Origin of the sequence: Dyadobacter sp. 3J3 (assembly GCF_009801115.1) — a bacterium.
Taxonomy (GTDB): Bacteria; Bacteroidota; Bacteroidia; order Cytophagales; family Spirosomataceae; genus Dyadobacter.
In genome coordinates this window covers 553,648-566,986 of record NZ_VTOL01000003.1, presented here as the reverse complement: position 1 = coordinate 566,986, position 13,339 = coordinate 553,648, and the positions used below count along the sequence as shown (strand labels likewise).

General features: G+C 39.7%; 9 protein-coding genes. 7 read left to right on the top strand and 2 right to left on the bottom strand.

Annotated features, from left to right (window positions below; genetic code table 11):
- Positions 1–84 precede the first annotated feature (84 nt).
- Positions 85–711, top strand: coding sequence for a hypothetical protein (locus FZF08_RS09355; RefSeq protein ID WP_159468358.1), 627 nt, complete (start codon positions 85–87; stop codon positions 709–711).
- Positions 712–808: 97 nt separating this feature from the next.
- Here FZF08_RS09355 and FZF08_RS09350 read toward each other — a convergent pair whose 3' ends face one another.
- Positions 809–1,288 (bottom strand): Lrp/AsnC family transcriptional regulator, encoded by a 480-nt coding sequence (locus tag FZF08_RS09350; protein WP_137340294.1) that lies wholly within the window; start codon positions 1,286–1,288, stop codon positions 809–811.
- A gap of 220 nt (positions 1,289–1,508) precedes the next feature.
- On the opposite strand from FZF08_RS09350, the gene metH reads away from it, so the two are divergent.
- The 5 genes from metH (at position 1,509) to FZF08_RS09325 (ending at position 10,732) form a co-directional block, all read left to right on the top strand.
- Complete coding sequence (gene metH / locus FZF08_RS09345) at positions 1,509–5,333, top strand: methionine synthase (protein ID WP_159468357.1); 3,825 nt, start codon at positions 1,509–1,511, stop codon at positions 5,331–5,333.
- Positions 5,334–5,564: 231 nt separating this feature from the next.
- Positions 5,565–6,101 carry a nuclear transport factor 2 family protein gene (locus FZF08_RS09340; RefSeq protein WP_159468356.1) on the top strand — a complete coding sequence of 179 codons (537 nt, stop codon included), beginning with the start codon at positions 5,565–5,567 and terminating at the stop codon, positions 6,099–6,101.
- Positions 6,102–6,297: 196 nt separating this feature from the next.
- Complete coding sequence (locus tag FZF08_RS09335; protein ID WP_159468355.1) at positions 6,298–7,536, top strand: NupC/NupG family nucleoside CNT transporter; 1,239 nt, start codon at positions 6,298–6,300, stop codon at positions 7,534–7,536.
- Positions 7,537–8,202: 666 nt separating this feature from the next.
- Complete coding sequence (locus FZF08_RS09330) at positions 8,203–9,618, top strand: Dyp-type peroxidase (protein WP_159468354.1); 1,416 nt, start codon at positions 8,203–8,205, stop codon at positions 9,616–9,618.
- Between the two features lie 196 nt (positions 9,619–9,814).
- Positions 9,815–10,732 (top strand): YihY/virulence factor BrkB family protein, encoded by a 918-nt coding sequence (locus FZF08_RS09325; RefSeq protein WP_159468353.1) that lies wholly within the window; start codon positions 9,815–9,817, stop codon positions 10,730–10,732.
- Between the two features lie 118 nt (positions 10,733–10,850).
- On the opposite strand, the gene sppA is transcribed toward FZF08_RS09325, so the two are convergent.
- Positions 10,851–12,617 carry a signal peptide peptidase SppA gene (gene sppA, locus FZF08_RS09320; RefSeq protein ID WP_159468352.1) on the bottom strand — a complete coding sequence of 589 codons (1,767 nt, stop codon included), beginning with the start codon at positions 12,615–12,617 and terminating at the stop codon, positions 10,851–10,853.
- Between the two features lie 213 nt (positions 12,618–12,830).
- Here sppA and FZF08_RS09315 point away from each other — a divergent pair, with 213 nt between their 5' ends.
- The gene (locus tag FZF08_RS09315) at positions 12,831–13,337 is read left to right on the top strand and encodes a histidine phosphatase family protein (protein ID WP_159468351.1); all 507 of its coding nucleotides are present in this window, start codon (positions 12,831–12,833) and stop codon (positions 13,335–13,337) included.
- Positions 13,338–13,339 lie beyond the last annotated feature (2 nt).

Here is a 13,339-nt window from a genome sequence, read left to right as displayed (position 1 = left end):
TGCAACAACGCGCTTTGACGCGGCGTAATAATCCTTAAACCAGAATGTGTTTAATTATTGTCGCACTATTTAATAAATTGATTTATGAGAAATGTAATTGTATTGCTTGTCGCGTCATTAGGTATGTTTATCGCTTCCTGTAGCAAGGATAATTCGGGTATGAGTCCAACGACTGATACTAGCAATGATATTAGTCTGGAAACTGTGTCTACAACGGCTGCACGTTTTTCATTAGAGTCTGATTCTGTAACGACGCATGTCTGTAAAGGCAAATTGACCGAGGTCGCAGTAGCGGATCTTGCCTCTGCCATTACAACGTATATTTCAACAACATACCCATCTTCGACAATAAAATTTGCAGCGACCGATCAAAGTGGCAGGATTGTTGTAACAATTTTACTTGCAGACGGAACAACACCAAAAGGGTTGATATTCAACGCAGATGGTACTTTTAAAGTAGAATTAAAACATTTTGAACATAAAGCAAAATTGACAGAAGTAGCGGTTGCAAATCTTCCGGCAGCGATTACTTCTTACATTACGACAACATACGCAGGTGCGGTAATCAAGAAAGCAGGTACCAATGCAGACGGAGAATATTTTGTGGGGATAGTCCTTGACAACAAAGTTAAAGTACTATTATTCAACGCAGACGGCACATTCAGCAAAGAGCTGGAGAGACCAACCAAAGGAGGCCCGAAAAAACATTAAAGAATTTTGTTAGGGGTGAGTTGGAATACGGGACCGGATCTTCTGGTTCCGTATTTATTTTTTCCAATCAATGCTTAAATGCAATTGGCTGACAATGTTATTTCGTTTTGGAGTCGAGCATTTCAATTTCAGAGGTATTTTTTATTTCGCCCATCACAAACAAACTGTGTGAACTTCCTATATTTTCCAGCGATCCTAATTTTTGCATCAAAAAATGCTGGTACTGCGACATATCGTTGACCACTATTTTTAGCAAAAAATCATAATCTCCTGAAATATTAAAACATTCCATCACTTCCGGCATTGCCAAAACGGCTTTGACAAATTTTTCGCCCATTGTAAGTGAATGTTCCTTTAAGGCAATATTACAAAATACCATCAGCTTTTTGCCCACTTTCTCACGGTCAACCAGCGCAACATATTTTTTAATGATACCTTCTTTTTCCAATCTCCGTATACGCTCATAGACAGGTGTATACGAAAGATTTAATTTTTCTGACAATTCACGTGTTTTCAACGTAGCATCCTGTTGCAGATAATGGAGTATTTTGCAATCCGTATCGTCCAGATTATACATAGATAGATTATCTTTACTATTCCTTTTTTTACTGCAAATGTAGATAAATAATTTACCTGATGGTTAAAAGGCAGACGAAGCGTCTATTTTTTTTCATTTTTTTGAATAAAACATCTATCGGCGTAAATTTGTATTGTGGATTTCCTGTGACCAGCGTCCCTTGGAGTTTGCAGAATAAAAAAATGGCGGAATTATTTTTTCGGACTACGATAAAGATATAATGATAACAACACAGAAGTTTGACATTCGTGAAATATTGAAAGAACGTATTCTTGTGCTTGACGGTGCAATGGGTACGATGATTCAGCGCTATAAATTAGAGGATTACGATTACAGCGGAGAAAGGTTCAAGGATTGGGCACATGATGTGAAAGGTAATAATGATTTGCTTTCACTGACGCGTCCCGATGTGATCAAGGAAATTCACGCTGCTTATTTTGAAGCAGGAGCGGATATCGCTGAAACAAATACATTTTCAGGGACGACCATTGCCATGGCAGATTATGGCATGGAAGAACTGGTTTACGAATTAAATTTTGAATCGGCCAGGATTGCGCGTGAAGTTGCAGATGATTTCACAGAACGCGAACCCGATAAGCCACGTTTTGTTGCGGGTTCAATGGGCCCTACAAACCGGACTGCATCTTTATCTCCCGATGTAAATAATCCGGGATACCGCGCGATCACTTTTGACCAGCTGGTAACGGCTTACTACGAACAAATAAAAGGTTTAACGGACGGAGGTTGTGATCTTCTTTTGGTTGAAACCGTTTTTGATACATTGAATGCAAAAGCGGCGCTTTTTGCGATTGATAAATTCTTTACCGATGCAAAAAACGGATTGGTAGAAGTTTTGCCAAGCTGGAAAACCGGTGCTGACGGATTTTTACCTATCATGGTTTCCGGAACAATTACAGATGCATCGGGCCGTACACTTTCGGGACAAACTACGGAGGCATTTCTGACATCCATATCACATTTGCCGCTGTTATCGGTTGGTTTGAATTGTGCATTGGGTGCTGATTTAATGCGTCCTTATGTACAAATTCTGGCAAATAATTCTCCATTTTATACCTCAGCTCATCCGAATGCCGGTTTGCCGAATGAAATGGGTGAATATGACGAATCGCCTGAACAAATGGGTGAGGTTATTGACGGGTTTTTGAGGGATAACCTGATCAATATTATCGGAGGATGCTGCGGAACTACGCCGGGACATATTCGCGTAATTGCGGATCTGGCCGGAAAATATAAACCACGGGAAATTCCGAATTCTGAAAAGATTTTGAAGCTTTCTGGTCTGGAACCGATGGATATTACGAAGCTTACCAATTTTGTCAATATTGGTGAACGTTGTAATGTGTCGGGTTCTAAAATGTTTGCAAGACTTATCCGTACCGGAAAGTTTGATGAGGCATTGGCTATCGCCCGTGATCAGGTTGAAAACGGTGCGCAGGTGATTGACATCAACATGGATGAGGGGATGATCGACGGTGCGGAAGCCATGAAAACTTTCGTGAACCTGATCGCCGCTGAACCGGATATTTCTCGCGTACCGCTGATGATCGACTCCTCGAAATGGGAAGTAATTGAGGCTGGTTTGAAATGTACGCAGGGAAAAGCAATCGTTAACTCTATATCTTTAAAAGAAGGAGAAGAGAAATTTAAAGAATCAGCACGCGCTGTTTTACGTTACGGAGCTGCTGCGGTAGTAATGGCTTTTGACGAAACCGGACAGGCTGATAACCTGGAAAGAAGAAAAGAAATTTGTGGTAGAGCATACCGAATTCTTGTAGATGAAGTCGGTTTCCCACCACAGGATATCATTTTTGACCCAAATATCCTGACCGTTGCAACGGGGATGGAAGAACATAATAATTATGCCGTTGATTTTATTGAATCCGTAAAATGGATAAAAGCGAATCTTCCTTATGCAAAAGTGTCGGGTGGAGTTTCCAACGTATCATTCAGTTTCCGCGGAAACGAACTGGTTCGTGAAGCGATTCATACAGCATTTTTGTACCATGCCATCAGAGCAGGCATGGACATGGGAATTGTAAATGCCGGACAGCTTGGTATTTATGACGAAATTCCAAAAGATATTCTGGAACTGGTTGAAGATGTACTTTTAAACCGTAACGACGAAGCAACAGAAAAACTTGTAAGTTTCGCTGAAACGGTAAAAGATAAAGGAAAAGTTGCGACGGGACCGGATCTTAGCTGGAGAGAATTGCCGGTAAGAGAGCGGATCAGTCATGCTTTGGTAAAAGGAAATGCAGATTATATTGAACTGGACGTTGAGGAATGTCTGCCAATGTTTACGCGTCCTTTGGAAATCATCGAAGGTCCGCTGATGGACGGGATGAGTATTGTTGGTGATTTGTTTGGAGAAGGAAAAATGTTTCTTCCCCAGGTTGTAAAATCTGCCCGTGTAATGAAAAAAGCGGTGGCGTTTTTACAACCTTATATAGAAGCAGAAAAACAGGAAGGATCATCTTTCGCAGGAAAGATTTTACTTGCTACCGTGAAAGGTGATGTGCATGATATTGGTAAAAATATCGTGGGTGTAGTACTGGGTTGTAACAATTATGAAATTATAGATCTTGGCGTAATGGTGCCGACGGACAAAATCCTTGCCGCTGCTATTGAGCATAATGTGGATATTATCGGTCTTTCAGGATTGATCACGCCTTCGCTTGACGAAATGGTGGGTGTTGCCAAAGAAATGGAGCGGCGTCATTTTACGATGCCGCTTTTGATCGGTGGAGCTACTACATCAAGGATTCATACGGCTGTGAAGATTGATCCAAATTATTCCGGAGCCGTGATTCACGTTCTGGATGCTTCAAGATCTGTTCCAGTTGCTGGAAAATTAATTCAAAGTGATGTAAGCCAGGCGCAGGTTTTAAGTGATATTAAGGTAGAATATGCCAAACTTCGTGATGATCATGCGAAAAGAAGCGGTGAAAAAGCGCATCATTCTATTCAGAAATCACGTGAAAATAAAGCGAAAATTGACTGGACAAATTTCAAGGCAATAAAACCTCAGTTTTTAGGAACCCGTGTTTATGACGATTATGACCTTGCGGAAATAGCAAAATATATTGACTGGACGCCGTTCTTCCAGACCTGGCAGCTGCATGGAAAATATCCGAAAATATTTGAAGATAAGGTAGTTGGCGAAGAGGCGACACGATTATTTGAAGATGCTGCCGTACTTCTGGGACAAATCATTCTTGATAAAAGTTTGAAGGCTCGTGCTGTAATTGGTTTCTGGCCAGCGAATTCGATTGGTGATGATATCGTTCTGCATCATTTTGAAGAAGAATTGAAGCAAACTTCTTGTGAACGTCATGGTTCGCATGAGCATATTGAATATAAAATCAGCCGGCATACAGTTGAGCAGGTGAACGGCGGCGAACTGGTAAATGATACCATGAACGTGTTGCATCATCTGCGCCAGCAAACCGAAAAAGCAAAAGGCTTGGCAAATTATTGCTTGTCTGATTTTGTAGCACCCCTTGAAAGTGGCCATCTGGATTACATGGGAGGTTTCACCGTTACAGCGGGTATCGGAATTGAAGCTTTGATCGAAAAGTTTGAGGCAGATCATGACGATTACAATAGTATCATGGTAAAAGCTTTGGCCGATCGTTTGGTGGAAGCTTTGACAGAGTTGATGCATGAACGCGTACGTAAAGAAATCTGGGGACATTCTCCGGAAGAAAATTTTACCAACGAGGAGCTGATCAAGGAAGCGTATACCGGTATTCGTCCGGCGCCAGGATATCCGGCTAGTCCTGACCATACTGAAAAACGGATGTTATTTGATTTGCTTGAAGCTGAAAAACTTGGGATAACGTTAACTGAAAGTTATGCCATGTATCCGGCAAGCAGCGTGAGCGGATGGTATTTCTCACATCCTGAAAGTCGTTATTTTCCTGTTGGGAAAATCTTTAAGGATCAGGTTGAAGATTATGCAAGAAGAAAAAATATGCCGCTGGAAGAAATTGAAAAATGGCTTGCACCGGTTTTAGGATATTAATAGTAGTAAGGTTCAATTTGCAAAAGAGAGTCGGGAAACCGGCTCTCTTTTTGTTTTAATCCGTTCTGTGACTTTTCACGTATATATACGTACAGAAATGGAGTATTAATACGCTATTTTTTATAGAAAATATTGAAAACCTTTGTAACGTACTGATACTGTTTAGGATGTATCAAACGTTTGTATTTATAGCCAGGAAAAATTTAAGAAACAACAACATACACATTCGTCATGAAAAGGAATATATTCATTTTTATTTTTCTGATTTTAGCCGCCACTTCTTTTAAGTACAGGTCTAAAACACAGGCAGGGATTTTGAACCCGGATTCCAGGGTATTTATTGAGCAGGCCGCAGATTCGTCGAATGATCCGGGTATTGTCTTAAAAACGGAAAAAGATGAAATAAGAAGTCTGGAAGGTCTGGAGAGAGAAGCATTTATTAAGAAAGATACAACAAAACTTTTCGGATTATGGTCGTCTGCTATTGTTGTAACCAATCCTGATAACAGCCTGGAAACTCTTTCAGACATTAAAATGGATTTTTCAAGAAACCCAAAATCCATTGTTCCCTTTGACCGTATTATCGAAAAAATCACTATTAATGAAAATGTTGCCGTCGTGATGGGTTATGAAACCACGACTGCTCAAATGACTTCTGATAATCATCAAAAAAGTCTTACAAGAAGATTTACAAACATCTGGATGAAAACCGGTGGTGGCTGGAAGCTAACTGCGCGCCAGGCAACTAACATTTCAGACAAACAATAAAATCTCCTTATCTGCTTATTTGCTGATATCTTATTTTCAGTTAATGTCTTGTAGAAAACTATTAGACATTAACTGAAAAATTTATTGTTTATCCGGGATCAAGAAATCATCAATATCTTATTTTGCATAACCTGTAACTTACATAAGAATTGTTTGTTATTTTGCATCTTGGTTTTGTGGGTAACAAATAATTTTCATGGAAAGATTTACTGGTCTGTTTGGTATTGCATTGATTTTAGGTATTGCTTTTGCAATGTCAAACAATCGTAAGGCAATTAATTATCGTACTGTTGGCGTTGGTCTGGCGATTCAGTTTGGGCTAGCAGTATTTATTCTTCGCACAGATACAGGGCAGGCTGTTTTTCAATGGTTAGGAGCAAAAGTTCAGAAATTACTTTCATTTTCAGATAAAGGTGCAGATTTCGTATTTGGTACGCTGGTTCGTCCTGATCTTATGCAAAAGGCATTTGGCCCGGGAAATGATTTTGTATTCTTTTTCAAAGTAATACCAACCATTATTTTCGTTGCGGTTCTGGTAAACATGCTTTATCATTTAGGAATAATGCAGCGTGTAGTTTCCATCATGGCGCGTGGCGTATATTGGTTAATGGGTGTAAGTGGAGCGGAAGCGGTATCTAACGTGGCTAGTACCTTTGTTGGCCAGGTTGAGGCTCAGATTATGATTAAGCCATATTTAAAAAATATGACTAATTCAGAACTTATGTCTTCTATGACAGGTAGCTTTGCATGTATTGCCGGAGGTGTAATGGCAGTTTATATTTCTCTTGGTGTACCGGCACCATATCTGATTGCAGCCAGTCTGATGGCTGCTCCTGGTGCCCTGGTAATATCAAAAATAGTATTCCCGGAAACAGAACAATCAACAACAAAAGGTGCTGTAAAACTTGAAATAAAAAAAACACATGCGAATTTACTGGATGCCATTGCAGCAGGAGCTGGCGAAGGGTTGAAAGTTGGATTTAATGTGATTGCGATGTTAATCGGTTTTATAGCGTTGGTTGCATTGCTTGATTATTTGCTTGGATTGATCGGAGGAATTTTTTCTTTCCCTCAATTAAGTTTCAATTTCGTTTTAGGGAAATTGTTTTCTGTTTTTGCCTGGGCCATGGGCGTTCCTTCGAAAGATATCGAAGCGGCCGGTTCTTTGATGGGTACAAAAATGGTTATCAATGAATTCGTCGCTTATCTGGATATGGTAAAAATGAAAGATACATTAGATCATAAAACGATTGTAATCACCAGTTTTGCATTGTGCGGATTTGCCAATTTTAGCTCAATTGCTATTCAGGTAGGTGGAATTGGAGAATTGGCTCCATCCCGCCGGGCGGATTTGGCGCGTCTTGGTTTTAAGGCGCTGATCTGTGGGACGCTTGCATCTTATATGTCAGCGACTTTGGCGGGATTGCTTTTGTAATATTTTAAACCTCGCACGATTTCATAGCTTTTGAAACAGCATCTTACATGTTTTAGTTTTTGTATATCAATTATTAAAACGCTTTTGTCTACCGTATTTTTTCGGTAGACAAAAGCGTTTTTTTTCTTTAAGCGGTATTGACCTTCGTTGCAATGTTGTGCATAATTTGCATTATATCATAGATTTTCTACTTAAATTCCGAATTGTAATACGAATTTTTTTCCGGTTAATAATATGATATACAATTTGTTAGGTTATTTAGATCGATCCGATATTTTTTATTTACTTGCCAGAGATATCAGTCTGATCAGATTATTAAATCAAGTTTAAGTTGACTTTTTAAGACAGACACAAAATTTATTGCTAATTATTTGTGTGATTTCTTAGTACCGGACTCCTGTAAAATTCCTGGAAACAGCAGGATACATTTTTACGCATCATTCAACGTGCTTTCTTCTCGTTAAAATCGGCCATTTCTTTCTCAGAATTGGCTATGTACTTCTATGCAATATTTTTTGACGTAAGTGTTTCTCGACTCAGAGCGTATTTCGACAAACACATAGGATTGATTAAAACTGGATTGGTTTTCAATTTAAAATCTTTGTTTTTTTTACTAACCGGCATGCCGAAAACGGGATACAAGAGTAGGCAACAAATCTACATACCATGATTGATTTATTGAACCAAACAAACGTTTCTGCGGATGATGAAATGTTTACTGACTTGTTATCCGATTTGCAGGGGAATATCTTAAAGTTTCACGGAAGAACGCATGCGTATCATTTATTTGTCCGATTTATCCCGGAAAGGATAGTTGATGTAAAGTCATGGCTCTCCGGTTTTTATGTGACTTCTTCTTCTAAACAATTGCAGGATGCTAAGATCAGAGAAACGGATCCAATGCATGATGGAGGCACTTTTTTGAATATTTCATTGTCTGCATCCGGATATGAAGCTTTGGGTATTCCCTTGAATGAAACCCCTGATGACCCGGCATTTCGGGCAGGAATCAAATCAAGAACGGGTATAACCGGCGATGATCTTTTTACCTGGGAAAATGATTTTAACAATCATATTGACGCGCTGATTATAGTGGCTGATAGCAATATATCAACAGTCACACGCGAAAGGGACAATATCCTTTTTTCAACACAAGAATTTTTGGAGATTGTAAAGATTCAAAAAGGGAAAATTCTACGCATTCAACATGCGATCGGAATTGAACATTTTGGCTATGCAGATGGCGTAAGTCAACCGAACTTTCTTGCCAATTCCGATTCTCCTGCAACGCAATGGGAAGATAATGGTGCCCTTTTAAGTACGCTTATTGTACCTGAGCCAACAGGTGGCCCCGAGACTTTTGGCAGTTATTTTGTTTTTAGAAAACTGGATCAGAATGTGAAAAAGTTTAAAGCCGCGGAAGAAGAATTGAGCAAAAGTATCAATTTCGTATCCAATCAGGTGCATGGCGTTTTCAATAAACATGGGGTTCAAAATAGCGAGTTGGCTGGTGCCATGATTGTAGGCAGGTTTGAAGATGGAACAATTGTGACATCGCATAGTGACGAGATGGGAGTTGTTTCGGAGGGACAGCTCGAAAATGATTTTGATTATCGTGACGATACATCCGGAATGAAATGTCCTTTTCATGCGCATATAAGAATCACGAATCCCCGCCAGGATGTTACAGCTGATTTTGCAAAAAGTGTCAGATTAACCCGTCGCGGTATTCCCTACAATGATATTGGACGTGATGAATTTAATCTCGATGGTGATCAGCCGGATGGCGGTGTAGGTTTGCTGTTCATGTGTTACCAAAGCAGCATTGAAAGGCAATTTGAATTTATTCAGCAAGCTTGGGTCAATAATGGGGAAATCGGTCCAGGAAATTTTGTTGGCCAGGACGCTTTGATTGGGCAGGGGCCAAATACAACTGCGAAGTTCCTGTCAAGTCAATGGAATACCGCCAATGATATGAAGCCGGTCCCAACGGATTTTAAAGATTTCGTGACAATGAAAGGCGGCGAATATTTTTTTACACCAAGTATCAGTTTCTTGCGATCTCTTGAAACTATGGAATGAGTGTAAAATACTTTGTCGACGCTTTAAAGTAATGAAAGCCATAATCTAAAAACTATCCTTGTTTTGATTGTGGCTTTTTTGCTGTTCCTAGTTCCATTTCATTCAGGAACAAATCAAATCTAAATGCATTTTGCTTTGGCATGATTATATTCGCATCCAAACCACACGCGAATTTTAATCAAACCAGAAGCCTCCTATGAAACAAATCAAATTTTCCTTCACACTATTATCCGAAACTTTTAATGAATTTATGAATGATAATGGGCTCAAACTGAGTGCAGCGTTATCTTACTATACTATTTTTTCATTAGCACCAATGCTTTTGGTGATCATTTCAGTGCTCAGTATATTTTTTGGCAGAGATGCGATCCAGGGAGAATTATTTGACCAGATTCGCGGATTGGTAGGGGATAATGCCGCCGCTCAATTACAGGAGATCCTGAAAAATGCCCAGGTTTCAAACAAATCAGGCGTAGCAGCCGCGATTGGGGTCGGGACTTTATTAATCGGTGCCACCGGGGTTTTTGCTGAAATTCAGGATTCTATTAATTACATCTGGTCTATTAAATCAAAACCTAAAAAAGGTTGGCTGCAATATTTGAAAAATAGGTTACTTTCATTTTCTATCATACTTACCCTGGGATTTTTGCTGTTGGTTTCGCTTGGCGTCAATGCGGTGGTGGATTTGCTGAGTACAAGGTTACAGCAATACTTTTCGGAAGCATCGGTTGTCCTGTTTTATATTGTAAATCAGGTTGTTGTGCTGGCTATTATCACTTCTCTTTTTACGGTTATTTTTAAAGTACTTCCGGATGGCTTTTTACGTTGGAAGGAATGCCTTGTCGGAGCTGTTTTTACAGCGGTTCTTTTTCTGGTTGGTAAATTTGTTATTACATTTTATATTGGGAAAGCGGATTTGGGAGCGACTTATGGTACTTCGGCTTCTATTGTAATCTTGCTTACCTGGGTTTATTATTCTTCGATCATCCTTTATTTTGGAGCTGAATTTACCAAGGTTTATGCCAAGCTAGATGGAATCGGGATTGCGCCAAACCAGCACGCGGTTTTAATTGTGAGGAAGGAAATTGATGAGGAAACGGGGAAGGTTGTTTAATTTTTTTCTGCCACGAATACACGAATTTTTCACGAATGGTTATTAGATATTTTAAACTAAAAATCCCTGATCGAAATTTCGATCAGGGATTTTTTATATCTTTTCAATAATCGAAAACTTATCTGATTATCAATTCATAAGGCAATCTGGTTTGCATTCCGCCCATGTTCATCAGTTTTTTGTACATCTTCACATAGGTTGACAATTCACCCAGATTTCTGTCTAGGACTTTATCTTCCGAGTTGCCCATCATTTTTCCAAGCAATTCTTCAATTGGCTTTTTCTTTTCAGGGAAATAACGAACGCGGTAGTCGCCTTCTTTCAATTTTGCTGCTTTTACTGCAATGACGATTGCGTCGTCAATGCCACCCAAAACATCCACCAAGCCATTTGCTTTTGCTTCTGTTCCGGACCAGACACGTCCCTGTGCCAGGCTTCTCAATTTTTCAACTGGCATTTTTCTGCCAGCCGCTGCTTTTGAAGTGAAATTGGCATAACCTTCGTTGACACTTTTCTGTATCATAGACTTTTCAAATTCAGTCATGTCACGGGTTGCGGTTGGCCAGTCTGCATGTTCGCTTGTTTTAACAGCGTCGAAAGTCACACCCAATTTGTTGTTCATGAAATCTTTTACATTGAATATCAATCCAAAAATCCCGATTGAACCTGTAATCGTGTTTGGCTGCGCAACAATTTTATCACAACCCATCGCCATATAATATCCGCCAGAAGCAGCAACATCCGACATGGAAGCAATGATTGGTTTCTTTTTAGAGGTTATCTGAATTTCTCTCCACATCACATCCGACGCAAGCGCACTTCCACCCGGCGAATTGATACGAAGCACAATCGCTTTGATTTTGTCGTTATCACGTGCTTTTTTCAATTCTTTAATAAAATCATCAGATCCGATTGACTCGTCACTTCCTTCACCGGAATTAATTTCACCTTCCGCAATCAGAACGGCAACGCGGTTATTATAGTCACCATCTTCTGGCGTAACGTCCGATTTTACATATTTTTCAACACCTATATAAGAAATATTTTTCTTGTCTTCGATGCTCAATTCCTTCTTGATACTGTTTTCGAATTCATCCCAATATCCTAAATGCGTTACCAGTTTGTTTGCCAATGCCGCTTTTGGATTATCAATTGTAAGAGAATCCGCAAAACCTTTCAATACTGGAACTGCAATACCACGTGAATTGGAAATATTCGTCAGGAAATTTCCATAAATCGCACCGATCAATTCTGCCGATTGTTTCTTGCTCGAATCACTCATATTCTCACGAATAAAAGGCTCTATCGCACTTTTAAATGAACCAACACGGAAAATTTCCGGCTTGATATTCAGTTTATCAAATGTTCCTTTGTAAAAACTATATTCGGCAGACATCCCGTTCCACTCCATGCCGCCGGCCGGATTCAAATATATTTTGTCTGACAATGAAGCCAGGTAATATCCTTTTTCAGAGAAAGATTCGCCGTAGGCAACAACGAATTTTTTAGATTTTTTGAATTCCAGAAGCTGGTTTCTGATTTCTTCCAAAGTAGCCCAACCCGCTTGTGGATTTTCCGCTTTCAGATAAATTCCTTTGATCTTGTCATCTTTCTGAGCGCTTTTTAAAGCATCTTTAATATCCTTTAAACCAGTAACATTTTCGTTTCCTGAAAAAGGCCCGCCAAGTTCCGACAATGGATTTTCTACACCCACTTCTGCGATGGGCTTATTGAGGTCGAGTTTTAAAACCGATTTATCTTCAACGACAACTTTCTCATCCGACGAAAGCGCGGAGCCTATGCCAACAAGAATAAAAAACGACAGTATAAAGAAGACCAGAATACCGACCAGGGTTGCAAAAACGTATTTAAAGAATTGTAACATAATGGATATATAGCAAAGATTTTGAGTTTTTCGATTATTGGTTTAACAAAATTAACTATTAATTGTGCCAGGTAGGTTAACAAATAATGTCCGAAGGCAATTTTAGTGAAATGAATGGTTATATTTTCATTTCGATAATTCTTTCTTTTTTATTTCCTTGCAAATCCTCGGATTGGCTCGATCAGATTCCTTATTTTTGTACAAATTATAGCAATGAAAAGAACACTCATACTTGTGCGCCACGCCGCTGCCGAAGATCAGAAACTGATGGTTCGGGATTTTGAACGCGAACTGATTGGAAAAGGCAAAACTGATTCTTCTGCCATGGGTAGATGGCTTGCGTCAAAAAATATATTTCCCGACCGTTTTATTTCGAGCCGGGCCGCCCGTGCCTCTCAAACAGCGGTGATTATGGGTGATCAGCTGCATTTTCAGGCCTCAGATATTATTCTGGAAGATATTTTGTATGATGGCGGCGCACGTGGTTATCTGGCTGTGGTGAATGCAATTCCTGCTGAAAGTGAAGTGGTTGCGTTGTTTGGTCATAATCCGGATATCACCTATTTTGCCGAGTATTTGTCAGGTGCAGATCTGGATTCTATGTCGAAATGCAGTCTCGTGATCATTGAATTTGACAATCTGGAATGGGCGGAAGTTTCGGCCAAAACCGGGACCTTTATTTTATACCAATCTCCTAAACAACTGCGGGACTCAAATTAGTA